This is a genomic window from Paenibacillus sabinae T27 (assembly GCF_000612505.1).
GTDB classification, from domain to species: Bacteria; Bacillota; Bacilli; order Paenibacillales; family Paenibacillaceae; genus Paenibacillus_AQ; species Paenibacillus_AQ sabinae.
On sequence record NZ_CP004078.1, the window covers coordinates 284,902 to 306,232 of the forward strand.

Consider the following 21,331-nt stretch of genomic DNA (forward strand, 5'->3'; position numbering starts at 1 on the left):
AAACGAAGGGAAGGTATGCTTGTGTTCCCCGATAACCTGAATGCCAAAGATGATTCCGAATGGGTAGAAGCTCCCCGCAGTGAAGATGCTCCGCAGGAGCAACGAGGAAGAAGCGAAAGGATCGCCGAGGAGTCCCGTCAGGGCTCGTCACTCAATTTTTTTAACGCTTTTGTCGCGCTTGGCACGACCGTCTCCGTTATTATGCTGTTTGTTTGGCTGATGAATCTGATAAGATAGACATAACTATATAAGATGAACTTGAAAAATTACATCAGGGTTAGAAGTAACGAAGGGGAATTTTGGAACTGTAGGAGCGATAGCGACCGCCCGAAAGCTTTCCGAAGGAAAGCTCGCTTCGAAAGCATAAGCTGTCTCCGGATTTCATCCGCGAAAAGCGGTGTAAATAAGAAATCTGGAGATGGGCAGCAGCCGGAAGTCCAAACATTCCTTGCAGTTGCGAGCGATACCCAAATGGGAAAATCTCAAGTTCATGTTATATAAGCCAAAAGAAAAGAGGACCGCAGTGGAACCGACAGCACAGGATGTGGCGGAGTGGATGGTGAAGGAAATCCGTTTTACGGGAACCTTGTACCAGGCCGATGCTATTGATTATGTAAAAAGAAATTTCGGAGAGCAGTTCGTCTTTGTGAACGAGAACGGCAACGCTTCGCTGTCGAAGGAAGTCAAAAAGGCGTTCCGCAAGCTGCACAGAGGACGGATTGCCTGGGACCGGGACGGTTTTTTGTGGGCCTGGACCTAATAAGGAATCCGGCGGATTGAAAGCCGGACGGCACATAGCGGAAGAAGGGGCCCGCCATACATAAGCCCGGTCAAGAGAACCCGGCAAGCAAGGGCCGCGGGTAAAATGAAAATCTCCAGCTGTACCCTCTTTAAGGGGGGGCTGGAGATTTTTGCGTCCTGTGGCGCTGCTTGCGATATCATCTGATGGATAAGCCGGAATTTCTCCCGGTTATTCATCGGACAGAGGCTTGTTTTTTTAATTAAGCTGGAATTTCTCCCTCTTAATCTTGTGATTTTGCGGAAAACAGAGGGAAACGCGCTAATAAAGTGGAGAAAATCCCTTTCGTAACCGGTAAAGCTTCATTTGGCTAGAAATAAAAGGGAGGAATTCCGGTCTAGCGGCGTTTCTACACCGGAACGTCCCGGGTGCCCCTCTCCATCGGCGTGCCGCACAGCGGGCAGGGCTTGTGCGCCAGATGGTCCTCGGCGCCGCCAGTCTTGACGCGCATCCAGCCCGGGCAGGCGGCGGAAGGGCAGCTCCAGACCGCGACCGTGCGCGTGCGGCCGGCCGGTTCCCCGGCCCCGCCCGCCGCGCCGCTGACGCGCCCATGGCGGTCTACGCCGCCGCCATGCCCGCTGCGGCCGGCCGATTCGCCGGCCCCGCCCGCCGCGTCGCCGGTGCGCCCATGGCGGTCTGCGCCGCCGCCATAACTGCCGCGGCTGGCCGGTTCCCCGGCCCCGCCCGCCGTGCCGCCGGTGCGCCCATGGCGGTCTGCGCTGCCGCCGTAACCGCTGCGGCCGGCCGGTTCCCCGGCCCCGCCCGCCGTGCCGCTGGTGCGCCCATGGCGGGCTACGCCGCCGCCTGACCGGCCGCCAGGCGCCGAGGCTGCCGCCGCTCCCGCAGCCTCGGCGGCGCCGAACGCCGCCAGCATGAAGCGGGACACCGGGGCCTTCCGGCCCCGGTGCAGCGCAGGCGAGCTGACCAGCAGCTCTTCCTTGGCGCGGGTGACCGCCACATACGCCAGGCGGCGTTCCTCCTCCAGCAGCGCCAGCGCTTCTCCGCCGCCCTCCGCGGTCTGGCGGTCCTTCAGGCGGCCCGCCTCCAGCGCCGAGCTGTGCGGCAGGATGCCCTCGGACGCGCCGAGCAGCAGGACAACGGGGAACTCCAGCCCTTTGGACTTGTGGATCGTCATCAGCGCAACGCGGTCGCCCTGCCCGGTTCCGCTGGGCTGCCGGTGATGCTCGTTCCTGGACATCACATCGTCGATGAAATCAAGAAAAAGGGGAATGCTCCCGAATCGCCCCGCCGACAGCTCCAGCTCGTCCAGCATTTCCTTCAGCGTCTCCCGGTGCAGCGTCGCCTGATGGCGCTCGTCCGCCAGCACGAAGGAATCATAGAACCGGCTGCGGATCTGCCGGATGGCCTGGAGCGGTGTCAGCTCCCGCAGATGCCGGAGCATGTCCAGCCGCTCCCTGATGGCGGTCTGGCGGAAATCGGCCAGACCGGGCAGGCTCAGCAGGTGGATCAGCGGCCCCTGCTTCGGCTGCGCCGCCTCCATCCGGTGGATATGGGCCATTCCCTGCTCTCTGCCGACGTAGAGCGTAGGCAGCATATTCTCGATGGCGGCGAAATCCCGCCGGTTCACCGTCAGCCGCAAATAGCTGACGACCGGCGAAATGAGCCAGTGCTCATACAGTAGCCGGCCTTCGCCATAGTCAATGTATGGGATGCCTTGGATCAGCAGGCGCTCCAGCACGGCACGGCTGCTGCTCGATGCCCGGTACAGTACGGCAAAATCGCCGTAGCTCCGCGCTCCCTGCTCCACGGCGGAAGCGATGTACTCCACGACGGCTTCCGCTTCCTCATCCGCCGTATAGGGGCGGAGGTACCGGGGCGGAACGCCTTCCGGCGCCGCCGAGCGCAGCGTCTTGGCCCTCCGCCGCGTGTTGCCCCGGATAATTCCGTTGCCGAGGCCTATGATGGCGGGGCCGGAGCGGTAGTTGATGTCGAGCGTGATGACCTTGGCTTCCGGGTATACCTGCTCGAATTCGAGAATAAAATCGCTCCGCGCCCCGTTGAACGAATAGATCGTCTGGTCGTCGTCTCCGACCACCATCAGATTACCGTGCGGCCGCGCGATCATGCGGATCAGCTCGTACTGCAGCAAGTTCGTATCCTGAAATTCATCAACCATAATATATTGATAAGTTCTTTGCAGCTCCGCAAGCAGCTCCGGCCGTTCGAGCAGCATCTGGTAGGCGTGCAGCAGCACGTCGTCGAAATCGATTTTGCCGTTGTCCCGCTTCCACTGCTCGTAGCGCTTTAGAATCTCCTTGATTTCCTTGTCCGCATTCGTAAGATCGGGGAGAGTATCCGCGTCGCCCATGTTCATTTTGCAGGCGGACAGAAGGGAAAGCAGGCTTTCCGGCGGGTAGGCGTCCTTGGGCAGGCCGAGCTCGCGCATGATCGATTTAAGCAGAATATGCTGGCGGCGCGTGTCGTGGAAAATCTCCTGCATGACCCCCTGCCTCCGCAGAACATACAGGAAAAAAGAATGGAACGTGCGGGCCTGAAGCCCCGAAAGCCCCATTCCGCTTATACCAGGCAGCCTGCCGATCCGCTCCCGCATTTCCGCAGCCGCCCTGCTGGAGAACGTCAGCAGCAGCAGGCGTCCGGGCGAAACGCGGCGCACGGACAATAAATAGCCTGTCCGGCAGACCAGTACGCTCGTCTTGCCGGAGCCGGCGCCCGCCAGCGTCAGCAGCGGTCCGTCACCATGCCGTACCGCCGCGATCTGTGAGGCGTTCAGCAGGATGCCGCCTTGCTCCAGCGTCCGGAAATAGCCGGCGTCCGGCTCCTCTCCGCGAACCAGCTCCCGGCTCGTCTTCGCCGAAGCGGCCGCCGCCCGCGGGACGCGGGTTCCGGAGGCTCCCGGCGGAACCGGATGAAACAGCAGCTTGTTCATAATAACCTTCACCTTTACCTATACCCTGTGTTCGAATGGCATTTTTGCCAACCTACACTATACCATCTCTGAAGGGAGTCTGCATCCGGAGGGAGGTACCCGCCGGGCTTGGAAAGCACCATCAAGATGGAGGTACCCGCTGGGTTGGAAGGCATCATCAAGATGGAGGCACCCGAGGGGCGCGGGCGGGAATTTAACGAACCGGCGCCGGGGAGGGAGAGGAAACCGGGACGCGAATGGAAATCTATTAACCGGCGCCACGCGAGAGAGGAACCTTAGGGCAGGAAGACAATTGATGAACCGCGTCCAGGCCTATCTCCCGCCAAGCACCTGAATCAGACGCTGATTGAACAGCTCCAGTTCATCGTAGAAAACAGCGTGCCCGCTATGTTCAAAGGCCAGGAGCTGCGAGCCCCGGATGCCCTGGTGCATCAGCCGGGCGAATTCGAACGGGCATATCTGATCGAGAACCCCGTGAAAAATCACGGTGGGCACCTGAATCAGCGGAAGGTCGGGGCGCAGATCCTCGTCCCGCAGCATCATTACGCCCCCGGCGGTTCCGTGGTTGGATGGAGTTACACAGAGCGACTGGAACCACTCGCGAAAGGCGGGGGAAACCGGCTTTGCAAAAAAATTCTCCCCAAAGGACGCGACCGCCTGCGGCCGGTCGGTATACACGCCCGCGAGCAGCTGATTGATGGCCGTTACGGGCATTCCGTACGGGTAATCCGCTCCCCGGGCGAACTTCGGAGCGGCCGCTGCCAGAAGCAGCAGCTGCGACAGCCGGCAGCCCCGGTGCCGGGCCGCATAGTGCAGGGCGACGGCGCCGCCCATGGAGAAGCCGGCCAGCCGCACGTCCGACAGCCGGAGGGTATCCAGCACCGCCCGGACATCGTCGGCCATCCGGTCGTACGTGTAACCCTCCCAGGGGTTATCGGATTGGCCGTAGCCGCGAAAATCGATCGAAATACAGCGGTAGCCGTATTTCGGAAGATGAGTCACCTGGTATTCAAACATCCGGTGATCGAGCGGCCAGCCATGCAACAGCACAACCGGTATGCCGCTGCCGATATCCTCCACGAACAGCTTGACGCCCGGCTCGGTTTCAATATAGTACTGCACAGAGTCATCCCGCCTTTCGGTATCGTTGACTATTCGATGTATACGCGCGGCTTCCGGGCGCTATGATGAAAAAGAAATAGGCTTAAAAAGGGTTGATTTCCACAAGAAAAAATATTATCATTATCGATAATGATAACGATAAAGAGGTGAGCATATGGCCCAGTCCAAGGCCGATTTGATTCTGCATCCGATTCGGATGCGCATCATTCAGGCGCTGGTAAACGGCAGACGGCGGACGACGCAGCAGCTGGTCAAGGAGCTGGAGGATATTCCGCAGGCGACCATGTACCGGCATCTGAACAAGCTGCTGAAGGCGGGCGTGCTTGAGGTAGCCGAAGAGAACAAGGTGCGCGGTGCGGTGGAAAAAGTATACTACCTGTCGCAAGGAGGCGAAGACGCCACGCCAGCGGATACGACGGAGCGGGCGGCCGGCGAGCATATGGCTTTTTTTCTGAAATTCGCCTCGTCGCTTATCGGCGATTTCAGCGCTTATGTGCAGCAGGAGAAATACGATATGAGACAGGATGGCGTATCCATACGCCAGGTGCAGCTGTACTTGACCGATGAGGAGTATGCGCAGCTGCTGGAGGACATGAGGCGGCCTATGCAAAAGTACGCCGGGAACGAATCGGGCGAGGGCCGCCGCCGGCGGATGATCTCTACGATCGTTATTCCGGGAGCGCTCTCCGGCTTGACCGGTGGCGCAGACGAAGGGGAGGAGCAGAACGATGTTGGCAGAGCAAATGAAGAAGGAAACTAGTGTGGAGAATCCGGCTAATGACCCATTTGCCGGATTGACGGGAAGAACGCTGAAGTTTGTGCCGCTTTATCTTCTCGTGCCGGTGCTGTACGGAGTCCTGTTCAGAGCGGCGGGAATTCCCTTGCAGTGGAAGGTTTTCGGACTGGGGGCGCTTGGCTGGCTGGCGGCGCTGTTCCTGCGCGGGCCGCTGGCGGCGCTTGTCCGGGGTCTGCCGCAGGAGCGGGCCAAGCTGATCGTAGGCGGCAGCTCCGGCGTGCTGGAGGAAGGCGTGCGGCTCGCGCTGCTCTCCCTTCTCGCCGCCTCGTTCCCGCAGGCGCTGTCGCTCGGTCAGGGCTGGGCGGCTATCGAAGTATTGTTTGTCATCGTCAACACGCTCGTGATCCTGTCCCTGGTCAAGCGGACCGACGAGAAGGCGATGCAGGCCAAAGAGATATTGCAGGCGCAGGGCAATCTGCAGGCAAGTCCCCTGTGGGGCATTCTGGAGCGGATCTGGGCTTCGGCCTTTCATATCGGCGCCGCGCTGATTATCGCCCATACCCCCTGGACGGCGGCGCTGATGATTCCGCTGCACAGCGGCTTCAACCTGGGCGCGGTTCGCCTGGCTAAAGCGGCTCCGCTGCCGGTAGTGAGCCTGTATGCCGCGGCATTCGGCCTGCTGACGCTTGCGGCGGGGCTGCTGCTCTGGTAAGCGCCCAAGCTTCGGGCGATCTTAAAGGGCCCATTCCCTTTGGGGCGGACGTTCATACTCTAACAGCAAATTGACTAAGTGGAGATGAACGATAATGTCCCGTACATTAGAAGGACCCGCCATCGATGTGCTGATTCCGGCTATCGAGAAGGATTTGGCCACTTTGCCGCATGTGGTTGACGCTGTCAGGAAGCAGGTTAGGCACCCGATCCGCAGCGTGATGATCGTCGCCCCCCGCAAGGAGCGGATTCTCGATTTTTGCCGCAGGAAGGCTTGTACCTTCGTTGATGAAAACACGGTGCTTCCCATCACAAAAAAGGATATCAACTACCGGTCACGCACCTGGGAGCGCTCGGGCTGGCTGTTTCAGCAGCTGCTGAAGCTGGGCGGCGACAAGCTGTGCACGGCGGATTATTTTTTGGTCATCGACGCCGATACCGTCCTGATTGCGCCGCACCGGTTCCGCACCGGCGGCAAGACGATCTTTTACTGCCGGAACTGGAGCCAGCCGGAGTATTTCACAACCTACCGGAAGCTGATGGGGCGCAAGGCGGTCCGCCCTTCCTCGTTCGTGACGCATTATATGCTGTTTGAGCGCAGCCGTCTCTCCCGCATGAAGCGGGAAATTGAGGCCAAACACGGCGTTCCGTGGTATACAGCCATTATGCGCAGCATGAATCGCACCCGGCAGTTTGCTTTTTCCGAATTTGAAACCTACGGCAACTACCTATATGCCAAGAACCCCGGAGGGATGGTGCTGAAGAAGGCGCGCAACAAAAGCCTGAGCATGAGCGGGTCGAACCTCTCCACAGCCGCAGCCGCCAAGTATGCCCGGATCTACCGGTCGCTCTCTTTCCACAAACGGAAAGGGTATAGCCGGACATCGAAGCCATGACAGCAGAGCCTTTTTAAAAACTTGTCCGTCAAGTGCGCCGCCTCCCGCCTCCCTCCGCCATTAGACAAGCGCCGCGAGGCGCTTTATAGTAGATGGATATAGCTGTAACGATGGGAGTAGAGAACATTGGTCAGAGCGACAATCGGAGACGTGGCCGCAAGAGCCGGCGTGTCCAAAAGCACCGTATCCCAATATTTGAATAAACGCTATCAGCATATGGGCGCCGAAACCCGAGCCAAGATCGAAGAGGCCATTAAGGCGCTGGATTACCAGCCAAATGTACTCGCAAGGGGACTGAAGCAGAAGCGGACGTCAACGCTGGGCGTCATTGTGGCGAATATCATGCACAGGCTCTCCACCGAAATATGCCGGGGCATCGAGGATTACTGCCAGGAGCAGGATATCAACGTGATTCTGTGCAACAGCGACGAAGACGGGGAGAAGGAGAAGAAGTACGCCGAAATGCTTCAGGCGAAGCAGGTGGACGGCATGATTTTGCTTCCTACGGGGAAGAACGGCTCTCTCTATAAAAAGCTTGCCAGGCACAGGTACCCTATCCTGTTCATGGACCGGAAGGTGGACAGCGTCAAGGCCGACACCATCGTCGTCAACAACCGGGAGTCGGTGTATGAGGCAGTGTCTCATCTGAAGGAACGGGGACACCGGAGAATCGCGCTCGCCACGGCGCCGCTGACAATCAGCACCCGGACGGAGCGGACGGAAGGCTTCCGGCAGGCGATGAGCGACCACGGGCTGGAATACGGCCGGTATATCATCAATGCGGAAATCTCCAGCCTAAGGAGGAGGTTCCGCGAGCTGTTTGACGGCCCGGAGCCGCCGACGGCGCTGATCGCGGGCAACGACCTCGTGCTGTTGGAGGCGCTGGCCTTTGTGAAGGAGCGGCAGCTCCGGGTGCCGGAGGATCTGGCGCTGGTCGCCTTCGACAATATCGAGTTTGCCCACCTGCTTACGCCGACGCTTACGACCATCAGCCAGCCTTCGATCGAGATGGGAAGAAGGGCCGCCGAGCGGATCATCAGCCGCATCCGTTCGGAAGAAGACCTGACGCCGGAAGAGTACGTCTTCAAGTGCGAGCTGGCAGTGCGGCAGTCGTCGGAGATGAAGCGGAGCAAATCTACCTCCTAAAGTTATCCCTGATTAAAGAACCGTCACTTCTCGCAGCGGAAGGGGCGGTTTTTGTTGTAAAATAATTGTAAAATAATACAAGCGTTCAATGTACAGGAGTGGAATACGGATGGATCGGATTACTATATTAATTGCGGACGATGATCCTGAAATTGCAGAGCTGATTGCGCTGCATTTGAAGAAGGAAGGCTACCGCCCGATTAAAGCGGCGGACGGCGAAGAGGCTGTTAATGCCGTGAAGTCCCGGCGTATTGACCTGGCGATCCTGGACATCATGATGCCCGGGCTGGACGGCTATGAGGTGACCCGTCAAATCCGTGAGCGGTATCTCTTTCCGATTATTTTTTTGAGCGCCAAGACCTCTGATCTGGACAAAATAACGGGACTGGTCATGGGGGCGGATGATTATATGACCAAGCCGTTTAATCCCATGGAGCTGATGGCCAGGGTAAATACGCAGCTCAGGCGATCCAGACTGCTGAGTCCATCGGCTGCAGCGAATAATCGGCAGGTGGAGGCGGGCGGATTGATCATCGATCCGGACAAGCATTCAGTGACTCTGTACGGCAATCCGGTAAAGCTGACGCCCAAAGAATTTGATATCCTGTATCTGCTGGCCGCTCACCCCAGACAAGTATTCAGTGCGGATCATATCTTCCGGCAGGTTTGGGGAGACGGCTATTATGAAGGGGGAAATACGGTTATGGTACATGTCCGTACGTTAAGAAAAAAACTTGGCGAAGAACCTAACCGATGGATCAAAACCATTTGGGGCGTGGGGTATATTTTCAATGGCTAGAAGGTTCCTGAGTTTCCGATCAAAAATGATTCTGCTGTTGGGCTTCAGCATGCTCTTGTCCGGGGTTGTCACCTTCCTGCTATATAAAGTGCTTCAGTATTATTACTACGAAAACGCGCGTGCGGGCGATTCTTTGAGCCGGTTTCGTCTCATGATCCGAAATGTTGGCGATCTGAATTTCTTTTTGATTTTCTTTGTGCCGCTGGCGATTCTAGTATTCTTCTTCCTGACCAAGCCTTATGCTGTTTATTTCAATGAGATATCTGCGGGAATTCACCGTCTGGCGAGTGGGGACTTCAAGGATCGGGTTCAGATCTCTTCAAATGACGAGTTTGAGAAGATTGCGCAGGATATCAATTTGGCGGGGGAGAAGCTGCAGCAAGCCGTGGAAAGGGGAGATTTTGCAGAGAGCAGCAAGGATCAATTGATCCTCAATTTGGCACATGATTTACGGACGCCGCTCACTTCTGTATTGGGTTATCTGGATTTCATTCTCCGTGACAGGCAGCTGACTGCGGATCAAGTGCAGCATTTTGCATCCATTGCCTTTACCAAATCCCGGCGTCTGGAGAAACTGATTAACGAACTGTTCGAGATTGCCGGTATGAACCATGGTAAGCTTGCCATCCAGAAGAAACCGCTTGAGCTTAGTGAACTGCTCCGTCAATTAAATGAGGAATTGTATCCTATCTTTGAGAACCATCATCTGACCGCCAGATTGAGTGTTCCTCCGAAGGTGAATATATTGGGGGATGGGGAACTGTTAGCCCGCGTATTTGAGAATATTCTGACTAACGCCGCTCGTTACGGAAGGGACGGTCAGTTCATAGACATTAGCTGTACTCATGATGAAGAGGCCGCAATCGTCCAGATCGTCAACTACGGAGACCCAATTCCGGAGGAAGAACGGCCTTATATCTTTGATGCGCTGTACAGCGGCGACCGGTCGCGAACCCATCAGGGCGGAAGCACGGGTCTCGGTTTATTCATAGCAAAAAATATCGTAGAACAGCATAAAGGAACTATTTCCGTTCAGAGCGATATAATCCGGACACTTTTTGAAGTGCGTTTGCCGAAATGAGTCCGGACACTTTAAAAATATTTAAGAAATACACCACTTCTTTATTAAACAACTTTCTCTATCCTTAATGGGTGTAAGGAGATATAAGGAAAAGGAGGAGCTGAGAATGAAGAAGTGGTTTTTGGCGCTTGCCTTGCTGCTGCTAACAAGCTGTGAGCAGGGCCGTGAAATCGTAATCCGCGAAACGAACGATCATGCCGGCAACATTCCGGTCAAGGTTACGGAAGAGCAGGTATACCAGGGAGATCTGCTCTTGGTTAATAAAGAGTATTCATTACATAAGGTGGGAATACAACCCGATATCGTGAATCTTTACGGCTATAAGGAATTGACCCAGGGCTATGCGCTTCTGGACCACACTATCCGTTTATCGCAAAGAGTGGCACGGGAATTTTCCGTCATGATCGGGGCTGCAGAAGGGGACGGGGTCCGGCATTTTATGATCAGCAGCGGTTATCGGAGCTTGGATGAGCAGGACCGGCTCTACCAGGAAAAAGGAGCCGATTACGCGCTGCCTTCCGGGCACAGTGAGCATAATCTGGGCTTGTCCCTTGATATCGGTTCTACGGAAATGGAGATGAACCGGGCAGCCGAAGGCAAATGGCTGGAGAAAAACGCCTGGAAATACGGATTCATATTGAGATACCCCAAGGATAAGACGGATATCACAGGCATTCAGTATGAACCCTGGCATTTTCGTTATGTGGGCCTGCCTCACAGCTTGATTATGAAAGACAAAAATTTCACTTTGGAGGAGTATCTGGATTATCTGAAAACAAAGCGGACAATTTCAATTGAAACGGGCGGAAAATCCTATGAGATTTCTTATGTTCCCATAGCCAAAGATACGGTGATCTATATCTTGGAAGGACGTCGCTATTCGCTGTCAGGCGATAATATAGGCGGGGTCATTGTGACCACATCCCGCTAAAGGGTGCATACCAAACTCTGAGAGCTAGATATCCGCTTGGTAAGGCTGTCCCTAAGCCGCAGGTGCTCAGGGGCAGCCTTGTTCATGCGCTTCACATGACCTTGCTGTATTTGACGATGTAATAGTAGCGGATGCTGTAAGAGAATACATAGAACGCTACAACGGCAAGCGTGAGCCAGAGGGGTGAATCCGCAAGGATCAGCACAAAGGGAATCAGCATCATTGCTCTTATGGTAATATCAAAGGCCTTGGCCTTCGACAAGTTATTGATCGAGACGCTTCGTTCATCCCCGGCTTCAATCTCGTGCTGTTTCTTGAGCGCAGGGTGCTTGGCATAATAGCGGATGATGAAAAGGTTGGAAATGCTCATACCGATCAGGCCGGCGCCTAAGCCTGCGCACACACCGGATATGTTCCTGGCCATGTCTCCTACTTCCAGTAGACCGGCAGCCAACAGCAGAATTCCCAATGCAAGCGCCCCGGCATTTCGCACAGCAGAGCCATTTTTCACAACTTATTCCTCCTCATAAATAAAAATCTCTTCAATTGACAGCTTGAAATAGCGAGCGATCTTGAACGCCAAAATAATAGATGGATTATAGCGGCCATTCTCCAGCGAGCCGATCGTCTGTCTGGAAACCGCCAAAGCCTCGGCCAATTCCTCCTGCTTGATTCCATGCTGTTTGCGGATCTCCTCCAGACGGTTCTTCAACTTTGCACCTCGTTTCAATGGAAAGTAAGCTTTACATTTACAATATAGCATCCGGCTCGCGAGATGTAAAGCCAACTTTCCATTTATGGGCTTGTTCATATCCGGATTTCCGCTTCTGCGCTAGTACTCGAACATATAAATAAAAAAATGACAGCGCTTTAAAGAAAGGGCTTGCAAAGGAGAGGAGGCTGGATTATAATTTGGTCATAAGCAGTAGTAAACCGATTTACTAAACCGATTCACTACATCGATTCCACGTACCCTGATAAGGCGACTGTATCCGGCACAATCCGACTCACATGATTTGCAAATTACAAGAAGGAGGACGATAGGATGAATGCGGTTTTTGTTCCAACTTCTGTTTTTGGAAACGCTTGCGTGGCGCAGCAGCACTTGGTGGAGCCGATTCGCGCCGGAGGTGCGGACGGCATCGAAATCAGACGCGAGCTGTTCCCGCCGGGAGCCCTTCCGCTTGCCGAGTGCCGCGAGGCGAACCTGCGCAGCGGCCTGCGCTGCGTATACTCCGTTCCGATGGAGCTGTGGAATCAGGAGGGAAGGCTGAACGAGGAGCTGCTCCTGCACATTCTTGGGGAAGCGGCGGTGCTGAAGCCCGAAATGCTGAAAGTGTCGCTGGGCTGCTATGCGGGCATTCCGGGGTTGGCCTCGGAGGAAGAGCTGATCCTTGCCGAACAGGGCCGGCTCATCCAGCTTGACCGGCTCCTTCGGAAATACCGGGAGAAATCGGGGCCGCTGACGCTGCTGATCGAGAACGACCAAACGTTTTACGGAGGCAAAGCGGATAATTTGAAAGCGTTTTTTCAGGCGGTGAAGCGGTGCGGGCTGGACGGTGTGAAGATGACGTTCGATACGGGTAACTGGATCTACTGCGAGGAGGACCCCTTGGCGGCCGCGGCGATTTTTGCTCCTTACGTCGCCTATATTCACTTCAAGCATGTCGTCCGTTCGGGCGGCATGTGGGTCACTCTGCCTCTTCCGGAAGAAGAGGATGCTCTATGGCGGAAGCTGCTGGGGCGGCTGCCGGGGAATGTGCCGCGGGCGATCGAGTTCGCGCTTCCCGGGGCGGAATGCCTTGAACGATATATCGGAATGCTGCGGAGCGGCGGTTCCGGGAACAAATTAGCAGCAGGAAAGGGGATAGCATAATGAGCCTGAAGGATGTGGTCACTTTCGGAGAAGCCATGGTTATGTTCGTCGCCGATAAGCCCGGGGCTCTGAAGGACATCGACAAGTTCAGCCGCCGTCTGGCAGGAGCGGAGGTGAATACGGCGGTCGGCTTTGCCCGGCTGGGGCTTTCAGCGGGATGGGTCAGCCGATTGGGCGACGACGTTTTTGGGGAATATATCCGCGAGTACCTGGAAAGGGAGAACATCGACATCTCCGGCGTCACACGCGATTCCACGCATCCGACCGGCTTTCAGCTGAAATCGAAGGTGCTGGAAGGCGATCCGCAGGTGCAGTATTTCCGCAAAAACTCGGCGGCAAGCACACTCTCGGGTGCAGACGTGGAACCGGACTACTTGACCGGCTTCCGCCATCTGCACATGACCGGCATCCCTCCGGCGCTGACGAAAGAGACGCGCGAATTCGCATATGCGGCTTTGGGTGCAATGAAGGCGGAGGGACGCAGCGTTTCTTTCGATCCGAATCTGCGGCCTTCGCTCTGGTCCTCCCGTGAAGAGATGGTATCGGTCATCAACGACCTGGCCTGCCGCGCCGACTGGGTGCTGCCGGGAGTAGAAGAAGGCGAGATTTTGACCGGTTCCAGGGACCCGCGCGCAATCGCCGAATTTTATCTGAACAAGGGCGTCTCGCTCGTTGTCGTCAAGCTGGGGCCGGAGGGCGCATACTTCCGCACGCAGACGGACGAAGGCACCGTACAGGGCTTCAAGGTGGAAGAGGTTGTGGACACGGTGGGAGCCGGAGACGGCTTTGCCGTCGGACTCGTCAGCGGTATGCTGGAAGGGCTTACGGTTTCACAGGCGGTACAGCGGGGGAACGCGATCGGCGCGCTGGCTGTGCAGTCTGAAGGCGACCATGACGGCTATCCGACCAAATCGGAACTTGAAACTTATCTCCAATATCAACTTACGGGAGTGAAATAATCATGAATAATAACAAAAGCGGCGGTTTCGTTGCTGCGCGCTGGCTACGGCTCATGCCCATCGTATTCATTACGTACAGTCTGGCTTACCTCGACCGGGCGAACTACAGCTTCGGCGCAGCAGCCGGCATGGCCAAGGATCTGCAGATTACGGCCTCGATGTCCTCGCTGCTGGGCGCGCTCTTTTTCCTCGGATACTTCTTCTTTCAGGTGCCTGGCGCGCATTACGCCGAGAACAAGAGCGCCAAGAAGCTCGTCTTCTGGTCTCTCATTCTATGGGGCTTGCTGGCTGCGGCTACCGGTATTGTCCATAACGTTCATTTTCTGATTGTCATCCGGTTCTGTCTCGGCGTGGTCGAGAGTGCGGTTATGCCGGCGATGCTGGTGTTCTTAAGCCACTGGTTTACGAAAAAAGAGCGCTCCCGCGCCAACACGTTCCTGATCCTCGGCAATCCCGTAACCGTGCTGTGGATGTCGATTGTATCCGGCTATCTTGTATCCTCCGTCGGCTGGAGATGGATGTTCATTATCGAAGGGCTGCCGCCGGTAATCTGGGCTTTCTTCTGGTGGAAGCTCGTAAACGACAAGCCTTCCGAAGCGAAATGGCTGACCGATGAAGACAAGAAGGCGCTTGATGGCGCTCTTCAGGAAGAACAAAAAGGGCTCAAGCCTGTAAAAAACTACGGCGAAGCGTTCAAGTCCCCGCTTGTCATCAAGCTCTGCCTGCAGTATTTCTTCTGGAGCATCGGCGTGTACGGCTTCGTGATGTGGCTACCTTCAATTATCAAGTCGGCTCCCGATATGAACATGGTAACGACCGGCTGGCTGTCGTCCGTTCCTTATGTACTGGCGGTTGTCGGCATGCTGACCGCTTCCTATTTCTCCGATAAGACGCTCAACCGGAAAATATTCGTCTGGCCGTTCCTGATGATCGGCGCCGTCGCTTTCTACGCTTCGTACCTGCTGGGCGCGGATCACTTCTGGATTTCCTTTATCCTGCTCGTGATCGCAGGCGGCGCCATGTACACTCCGTACGGACCGTTCTTTGCCATCATGCCGGAAATTCTGCCCCGCAACGTGGCGGGCGGCGCGATCGCGCTGGTCAACAGTATGGGCGCGCTTGGATCTTTTGCCGGCTCATATATCGTCGGTTACCTGAACGGCTCCACCGGCGGCTTCGGCGCATCCTATATCTTCATGGCGGGCTCGCTGCTCCTGTCGGCGATTCTGACCATGACGGTCGGCAAAGCCCGTAAGGTGTCCGGGCAGCAGCCTGAGCCGAAGCTGGAGGTGTCCGCGCGGTGAAAATCCAGCTGGCGCTAGACCGGATGAGCATAGAGGAAGCAGCAGCTATGGTCCGGCGAACGGAGCCCTATATCGACTGGATCGAGGTGGGCACCTCGCTGATCAAGGAATTCGGCATGGCGTCCGTGGAAGCGCTTAAGCGTGAATTTCCGCATAAAACCATCGTTGCGGACATGAAGACGTTCGATAACGCGAAGTACGAATTTGAATTGTGCTTTGGTGCCGGGGCGGATGTAGCGACCGTTATGGGCGCGGCACCGCCGGTTACCGTGGCGCTGTGCGTGGAGACGGCGCGGCGGTTGGAGAAGCAGGTCATGATCGACCTGCTTCATACCTCGCCGGAGCAGCAGCGGGAGCTGGCAGGGCATCCCGGAGCGATCCACTGCCTGCATGTCAGCAAGGACCAGCAGGAAGGCGGCGGGCTCCGGCTGCAAGGCGCAGGCGGCAGCCGGGCAGCGGCGCATGACGCTGCCGGAGAACGGGAGGGCAGTGGCGACGGAGCAGACGGCGGCCCAGGCGCCGAAGGTGCGGCATGCCTTAGGATTGCCGCCGCCGGAGGCATTACGCTGGAGTCGCTGCCGGGCCTGCTGGCGCTGAAGCCCGAGGTCATCATCGTCGGCTCGGCGATTACGAAGGCGCCTGATCCGGCGCAGGCAGCCCGCCGATTTCAAGAGCTTATCCGGGAGTATGCCGGAGAGGGCGGATTAAGGGGCCGTTCTATATACGATGAACTTTAAAAATGACATCAGGGTAAGGAGTAACGAAGGGAAAGTTTGGAACTGGAGGAGCGATAGCGATCGCCTTTGTCTTCGGATTTCATCCACGAAGAGTGGGTTAAATCGAGAAATCTGAAGATGGGCAGCGGCCGGAAGTCCAAACGTTCCTCGTAGTTACGACTGATATCTGATGAGAAAATCTTAAGTTCAGCTTATATAGCTGACAACGTTCATTGTGAAACAAATACAGGGAGCATCCCCACGGGACAAGATGGTGATTCAGCGATTCATAAGCAGATAAGGAGTGACGCCAAGATGAGCAAGCTGAAGGAAATCCTTTTGGAAGCGAAGGAAGTGCTGGAGCGTGTGGATGAGACGGTTGTAACGGAAACGGCCGTGCTGCTGGCCGGAGGAAAGCGGATCTTCGTTGTGGGCGAGGGCCGGTCGGGTCTTATGGCGAAATCATTCGCCATGCGGATGATGCATTTGGGCGCGACCGTCTACGTGATCGGCGAGACGATTACTCCGTCCATCTCCCCAGGCGACATTCTGGTCGCCGTATCCGGGTCGGGAACGACTCACGGCGTCGTCTGGACGGCGCAGAAGGCCCGGGAGCTGGGCGCGTTCGTGATCGCCCTGACGACAGATGACGGCTCGCCGCTGGGCCGGTCCGCCTCGCGGCTGCTGACCATTCCGGCGGCGACCAAGCACCGCCGCGAGGGTGAACGCAGAAGCGTCCAGCCGCTCGGCTCCCTGTTCGACCAGTGCGTCCATCTCGTACTGGACAGCGTCTGCCTGAGCTACGCGGAGCTGCGGGGCGTCGATCATGCTGCCGCATACAAGCAGCATAGCAATGTAGAATAGCGGGAGTCACAGTTCCGCAGAATTTGAAGCAGTCCCCCGGTGTCAGGATAGCCGGGGGACTGCTTTTTTTGATTCCGGCCGGACTACTTTAAGCTCCATTTCTGTTCATTTCCGAAACGGGGATTATTCGTGGTACAATATTTTTTAAACATATTAGAAAGCATAAGCCGTGCGCTTATTCAAGGCCTTTATCTATTGATGTGAAACGGATGCTCTCCTTGGGAGAGGACGGCGCAGCCGTTTCTTCTTGAAATATAAGATTTATAAGCTGAGTGCTTATCATTTTGACTTATATTTCTACGAGAAACGGTTCCGTCCCTAAAAGGACGGCACAGCTGTTTCTTCTTGATGTGCAGGCTTTTCGAGAGAATGTGGGGGGCATAGGATGAAATCCAGATATTTAGCGACAATCTCACTTGTGGTCATGGCGTGCGGGTTCCTGCTGACGCTGTTTTTGCCGAGCAATCTGGCAGTGGAGCTGCTCAGGGGAGGCTTCGAGGCGGGGCTGGTCGGCGGGATTGCGGACTGGTTCGCGGTTACGGCGCTGTTTCGTTATCCGCTGGGACTTCGTATCCCGCATACGTCTCTGCTGCTGAAGAACCGCGACAAGATTGCAGGGTCCCTGATTTCGGCGATGGAGAACGAGCTGCTGAACAAGCAGAGCATCGAGAACAAGCTGCGCGGAATCCGCTTCATCCAGATCGGCTCCTCGATGCTCACGCGCTTCTTTAGCCGCAAGAAGAACCGGACGGAGATGCTGGAGCGCCTGGCTGTTCTGGTGAGCCGGATTCCGGCGGAGAAGGTGCTGCCGCATCTACAATCGGCGCTCGCGGGTTATGTCCGCAGCGCGGATTTGAAAGAGGCCGCCGATACGGTCGTCACGAGACTCGTGCATGACGGAAAGGATAAGGACGCCCTCGATTACGGGCTCGGACAAGCGGCCGCCTGGCTCGGCCGGGCGGAGACGAAGACCATGCTCGGACAGCTCGCTTCCTCCAAGCTTGCCGAGGTTAAGCTGGGCGGCTTCAAGGGAATGGCTTTTCAGGCATTTGCCGGGTTTGTCGATGAGGAGATGCTTGGCGATCTGCTGCAGAATATGCTGCTGTCGGCCCTGCACGATATCCGGGATGAGGATAGCGTCTACCGCGAGACCATCATCCGGGAGATTCGGGTTGCCCTGTTCCAGCTCGTAAATGACGAGGAGCGGATGAATTCGCTGAGGGACTGGGCTGCGGCCGAACTGGAAGGGGAAGTGGCGGGAGTCTTCCTGCTGGCCCGACTGGAGGACATGCGCGGAAGGGCGCTTGCGCTGCTGGAGCAAGACCGCGCCCGCGGCGGGCGGGGCCTGTTCGCCGCTTATGCGCTGCTCGCCCGCCGCATCGCCGGGGAGAAGGAATGGGTCTTGGAGTTGGAGGATCGAATCCGCCTCTCGCTGCTCGCGTTCGCGGAGGCCAACCATTACCGGATCGGTGTGCTGGTGAAGGAGAATCTCGACAAAATGGACGATGCCACCCTGGTCGCCATGCTGGAGGAGAAAGTCGGGAAGGACCTGCAGTGGATTCGCGTCAACGGTGCGGTGTGCGGCTTTGCCGTCGGTCTGGTGCTTTCCGCGATCCAATGGATCTCCTTGGGATAATAATGGAAGCGCGAAGCGCGCAAAGGGCGAAGGCCGGAGCTTGCAGCAAGCATCCGGGGCTTCGCCCTTTCTTTTTTTGAGCCTGTCTCTCTATAGAATTAAATATACGAAGCCGACGCCGTTCACTCTTGGATAAATTACAGTTCTTTTTTGCCGCTACTGATTGTATACGCTTCCAATACGGGGAGAACGAAGATTTTGCCGTCACCGAAAGAGCCTTTTTCCCCGGTTCTCGCCGTCCGCTTCACAATGTCGATGACCTCTTCCTTGTCGTCTTCAGGAATGACCATCATCAGCATTTTTTTCGAAATCTGGTCGTAGTGAATATCGCCCACTTGAATCCCTTTTTGCTTGCCGCGTCCCAATATATCCATTTTACTGATGGACGGGAAGCCCGCATTCAGCAGTTCCGCCATCACTTCATCTACTTTTTGCGGTCTTACGATAATTTTGAGCATCAACATTATAATCCACCCTCTCTATATCATTGAAAAGAATATGCAGGGTGTTGCCGACTGAGGCGCTGTAATGATTATTTCGGGATGGCAACGCTTACAAACACATTATACAACGGATAAAGAACTGCCAAAGTGAATAATGTCATTGCATGTCATTTATTTTTTTCTTGAAGTTTACAGAGCCAAGCGTATAGGGATTCGAGCCGGCCGGCCGTCCGCGCCCAGTCAAACGCTTCGGTGGCGTCCCGCCGCCCCTTCATGCCGATGGAGAGTGCCCGCTCCGGGTCCCGGGCCAGCGCCAGCATCGTCCGCGCGAACGAGGAGCTCTCCCGGTACCGGTCCACCAGGAAGCCGTTGCGGCCAGATACGATAATTTCGCGGATGCCGCCGTTATTCGAGGCGATTACCGGCAGACCGGAGGCCATCGCTTCCACGTTGACCAGCCCGAATGATTCATGCTGCTGCGACGGGCAGACCAGGCAGTCGGCGATTTGGTAGATCCGGTGGATGTCCGCATGAGGAATGCCGCCGGCAAAAGAAACGGACAGGCGCAAGCGCTGCGCGAGCTTCTTGAGGCTGCGCATATAGACGGGCTTTCCCGTTCCGGCGATGACGAGATGGACCGGCAGCCGTCTTCCGAGGACAGCTGCCGCCCGCATCAGGACGGGCAAGCCTTTGCGCGGGATGATCCGCCCGACGAACAGAACCGTAAAGCGCTCGGGCAGCCCGAATTCCCGGCGGAGCTGCCGCCGCTCCTCCTCTGGAAGCGGCGCGAAGCGGGACAAATCGGCGCCCAGCGGCACAACCGCAAGCGGCAGGCGGCCGGAGGGGAAGCGTCCCGACAGTCTGCTGCCCAGGGACAGGCTGTTGACGGCGATCAGATCGGCCTCACGGAGGCTTTTGGCGACCTTCAGTGTGGCGGGCACAAAGGTCAGGGAGTGCAGGAACAGTACAACGGGAGTTCCGGGGACCGCCCTCTTTACGGCGGCCATCAGATGCGGGCGGTTATCGACCTGAATCAGCTCGTACGGTTCCTCCGAGGCGGTCTTCACCGCCCAGGCAAAGTACAGGCGGGGAGTATCCGCTGGCAGACGGATCAGCCGGACGCCTTCGAGCATCTCCCGGTCTGGCTGCCCGGGAGTTTCCCGGCAGATGACGGTGACGTTATGCCGGCGGGCAAGCTGCCTTGCTACCGCCCAGATGCAGATTTCGACGGAGCCGCTGCCCGGAAGCGGGAACCGTCCCGGCGCGATCATGCAGATGTTCATCGTTAGGCTCCTTTCCCCGTCCCGGCGGCGTAACTCCCAAAAAAGCCCCGTCAGGCATAGTTCTTCTTCCTTGCACTATATGCTCATGCCTTGCCGGGAGACACTTTCTTTGCCGGAAAGCGGCGTCTATCCAATGCCAAAGCTTTCACCCAAGCATAGCTTACCTTGTAACGACAGAAGATTAGCGAACGGGAGTGGAAGCAAGGATGAAGGCAAAATCCACGTTGACCAGCAAATGGATTAAAACGAAGGTGCTGCTGCGCAGTCCGGAGATTTCGGCACTGATTCCGGAGACGGCAAGGCTGACCCGGGAGAACGCCAAGCGGATGCTGGACAAATACGGGATGGTGTATATCAAGCCGGAGGTCGGCACGTTCGGAAACGGTGTCATCCGGGCGGAGCGCAGGGCCGGGGAACGGGGAGCCGTGTACTGGTTCCAGAGCGGAACGAAGCAAAGAACGTTCAGCACCTTTGAGGCGTTTTATGCCTCGCTGAAGCCGATCACCAAAGGCCGAAGCTACCTGATTCAAAAAGGAATCGACCTGCTGAAAGCGGGAGGGCGACGTTTTGACATCCGGGTCATGGTCCAGCGCGGTCCGCGCGGCATCTGGGAGACGACGGGGCTGATCGGCAGAGTGGCCGGGAAGGGGAAGATTGTCACCAACTACCACGCTGGCGGAAAGCCGACGGCTGTGGAGAAGCTGCTCGCGCCCCATACGGACGCTGCGCAGTTGGCTGCTACAATAAAACGTCTGAAGAAGCTCGGTAAAGATATCGGGCAGTTCTACAAGAAAAATTACCCCGGGTTCAAGCAGCTTGGCGTCGATATCGGCCTTGACCGTTCCCTGACGCCCTGGATCATTGAAGTCAATACCAGTCCCGATCCGTTCATTTTCAATCAGCTTAAGGACAAATCAATGTACCGTAAAGTTATGGCCTTCCGCCGGGCGCAGCAATCCCCCTCCAAACGCTGACTTCTTCCGCCCGCTTTCTGAAAAAATGAAAAAAGTTTAAGAAAATGTTGCATTTTGCGTTTAGACCTGCACAATAAAGGGTAAATACAAAAAAATTGCGCAGTTATGAAATATTCCGTCACAGCATAAATGCTAGTTTCGAGAACA

At 56.5% G+C, this 21,331-nt stretch carries 22 protein-coding genes; 16 read left to right on the forward strand and 6 right to left on the reverse strand.

All coding sequences use genetic code 11. From position 1 onward, the window contains the following. The first annotated feature begins 21 nt into the window (after positions 1 to 21). Positions 22 to 237: a hypothetical protein gene (locus tag PSAB_RS01350; protein WP_144240447.1), complete on the forward strand. Its 216-nt coding sequence runs from the start codon at positions 22 to 24 to the stop codon at positions 235 to 237. A 286-nt stretch (positions 238 to 523) separates the two neighbouring features. Beyond that, on the forward strand, positions 524 to 760 hold the full coding sequence (locus tag PSAB_RS01355) for a DUF6953 family protein (protein ID WP_025332793.1): 237 nt from the start codon (positions 524 to 526) through the stop codon (positions 758 to 760). Positions 761 to 1,148: 388 nt separating this feature from the next. On the opposite strand, the gene PSAB_RS01360 is transcribed toward PSAB_RS01355, so the two are convergent. After that, on the reverse strand, positions 1,149 to 3,707 hold the full coding sequence (locus tag PSAB_RS01360; protein WP_025332794.1) for a UvrD-helicase domain-containing protein: 2,559 nt from the start codon (positions 3,705 to 3,707) through the stop codon (positions 1,149 to 1,151). 312 nt (positions 3,708 to 4,019) lie between these two features. Further along, on the reverse strand, positions 4,020 to 4,829 hold the full coding sequence (locus PSAB_RS01365; protein ID WP_025332795.1) for an alpha/beta fold hydrolase: 810 nt from the start codon (positions 4,827 to 4,829) through the stop codon (positions 4,020 to 4,022). A 154-nt stretch (positions 4,830 to 4,983) separates the two neighbouring features. Between PSAB_RS01365 and PSAB_RS01370 the strand changes: the two genes are divergently transcribed. The 7 genes from PSAB_RS01370 to PSAB_RS01400 all read left to right on the forward strand — a co-directional run bounded on the left by PSAB_RS01370 (position 4,984) and on the right by PSAB_RS01400 (position 11,129). Next, complete coding sequence (locus tag PSAB_RS01370) at positions 4,984 to 5,589, forward strand: helix-turn-helix domain-containing protein (protein ID WP_025332796.1); 606 nt, start codon at positions 4,984 to 4,986, stop codon at positions 5,587 to 5,589. Beyond that, positions 5,558 to 6,277, forward strand: a complete 720-nt coding sequence (locus tag PSAB_RS01375) for a YhfC family intramembrane metalloprotease (protein WP_025332797.1) — start codon at positions 5,558 to 5,560, stop codon at positions 6,275 to 6,277. Before PSAB_RS01370 ends, PSAB_RS01375 begins: the two co-directional genes overlap by 32 nt. A gap of 94 nt (positions 6,278 to 6,371) precedes the next feature. Further along, a complete protein-coding gene (locus tag PSAB_RS01380; protein WP_025332798.1) occupies positions 6,372 to 7,172 on the forward strand; it encodes a DUF6492 family protein in 801 nt (266 codons plus the stop codon). Between the two features lie 126 nt (positions 7,173 to 7,298). Next, a complete protein-coding gene (locus tag PSAB_RS01385) occupies positions 7,299 to 8,318 on the forward strand; it encodes a LacI family DNA-binding transcriptional regulator (RefSeq protein WP_025332799.1) in 1,020 nt (339 codons plus the stop codon). A gap of 109 nt (positions 8,319 to 8,427) precedes the next feature. Then, a complete protein-coding gene (locus tag PSAB_RS01390; RefSeq protein ID WP_025332800.1) occupies positions 8,428 to 9,117 on the forward strand; it encodes a response regulator transcription factor in 690 nt (229 codons plus the stop codon). Then, on the forward strand, positions 9,110 to 10,198 hold the full coding sequence (locus PSAB_RS01395) for a HAMP domain-containing sensor histidine kinase (protein ID WP_038595461.1): 1,089 nt from the start codon (positions 9,110 to 9,112) through the stop codon (positions 10,196 to 10,198). The genes PSAB_RS01390 and PSAB_RS01395 overlap by 8 nt, the downstream gene beginning before the upstream one ends. Positions 10,199 to 10,304: 106 nt before the next feature. Next, a complete protein-coding gene (locus PSAB_RS01400; protein ID WP_025332801.1) occupies positions 10,305 to 11,129 on the forward strand; it encodes a D-Ala-D-Ala carboxypeptidase VanY in 825 nt (274 codons plus the stop codon). 91 nt (positions 11,130 to 11,220) lie between these two features. Here PSAB_RS01400 and PSAB_RS01405 read toward each other — a convergent pair whose 3' ends face one another. Next, complete coding sequence (locus tag PSAB_RS01405) at positions 11,221 to 11,640, reverse strand: hypothetical protein (RefSeq protein WP_025332802.1); 420 nt, start codon at positions 11,638 to 11,640, stop codon at positions 11,221 to 11,223. A 3-nt stretch (positions 11,641 to 11,643) separates the two neighbouring features. Beyond that, entirely contained in the window at positions 11,644 to 11,841 is a 198-nt protein-coding gene (locus tag PSAB_RS01410; protein WP_025332803.1) for a helix-turn-helix transcriptional regulator, read from the reverse strand. A gap of 333 nt (positions 11,842 to 12,174) precedes the next feature. Here PSAB_RS01410 and PSAB_RS25870 point away from each other — a divergent pair, with 333 nt between their 5' ends. The 6 genes from PSAB_RS25870 to PSAB_RS01440 all read left to right on the forward strand — a co-directional run bounded on the left by PSAB_RS25870 (position 12,175) and on the right by PSAB_RS01440 (position 18,484). After that, the gene (locus PSAB_RS25870) at positions 12,175 to 13,005 is read left to right on the forward strand and encodes a sugar phosphate isomerase/epimerase family protein (protein WP_025332804.1); all 831 of its coding nucleotides are present in this window, start codon (positions 12,175 to 12,177) and stop codon (positions 13,003 to 13,005) included. After that, positions 13,005 to 13,964: a sugar kinase gene (locus tag PSAB_RS25875; protein ID WP_025332805.1), complete on the forward strand. Its 960-nt coding sequence runs from the start codon at positions 13,005 to 13,007 to the stop codon at positions 13,962 to 13,964. The genes PSAB_RS25870 and PSAB_RS25875 overlap by 1 nt, the downstream gene beginning before the upstream one ends. Positions 13,965 to 13,966: 2 nt before the next feature. Beyond that, positions 13,967 to 15,268, forward strand: coding sequence for an MFS transporter (locus tag PSAB_RS01425; protein WP_025332806.1), 1,302 nt, complete (start codon positions 13,967 to 13,969; stop codon positions 15,266 to 15,268). Continuing rightward, positions 15,265 to 16,005, forward strand: coding sequence for an orotidine 5'-phosphate decarboxylase / HUMPS family protein (locus PSAB_RS01430; RefSeq protein WP_025332807.1), 741 nt, complete (start codon positions 15,265 to 15,267; stop codon positions 16,003 to 16,005). Before PSAB_RS01425 ends, PSAB_RS01430 begins: the two co-directional genes overlap by 4 nt. Before the next feature lie 294 nt (positions 16,006 to 16,299). After that, on the forward strand, positions 16,300 to 16,848 hold the full coding sequence (hxlB, locus tag PSAB_RS01435; protein WP_025332808.1) for a 6-phospho-3-hexuloisomerase: 549 nt from the start codon (positions 16,300 to 16,302) through the stop codon (positions 16,846 to 16,848). Positions 16,849 to 17,233: 385 nt separating this feature from the next. Further along, positions 17,234 to 18,484, forward strand: a complete 1,251-nt coding sequence (locus PSAB_RS01440; RefSeq protein ID WP_025332809.1) for a DUF445 domain-containing protein — start codon at positions 17,234 to 17,236, stop codon at positions 18,482 to 18,484. Between the two features lie 137 nt (positions 18,485 to 18,621). On the opposite strand, the gene PSAB_RS01445 is transcribed toward PSAB_RS01440, so the two are convergent. Both PSAB_RS01445 and PSAB_RS01450 read right to left on the reverse strand, forming a co-directional pair. Continuing rightward, on the reverse strand, positions 18,622 to 18,948 hold the full coding sequence (locus PSAB_RS01445; protein ID WP_025332810.1) for a P-II family nitrogen regulator: 327 nt from the start codon (positions 18,946 to 18,948) through the stop codon (positions 18,622 to 18,624). A gap of 146 nt (positions 18,949 to 19,094) precedes the next feature. Next, positions 19,095 to 20,210 carry a glycosyltransferase family 4 protein gene (locus PSAB_RS01450; RefSeq protein WP_025332811.1) on the reverse strand — a complete coding sequence of 372 codons (1,116 nt, stop codon included), beginning with the start codon at positions 20,208 to 20,210 and terminating at the stop codon, positions 19,095 to 19,097. 206 nt (positions 20,211 to 20,416) lie between these two features. On the opposite strand from PSAB_RS01450, the gene PSAB_RS01455 reads away from it, so the two are divergent. Then, positions 20,417 to 21,184: a YheC/YheD family protein gene (locus PSAB_RS01455; protein WP_025332812.1), complete on the forward strand. Its 768-nt coding sequence runs from the start codon at positions 20,417 to 20,419 to the stop codon at positions 21,182 to 21,184. Positions 21,185 to 21,331: the final 147 nt, after the last annotated feature.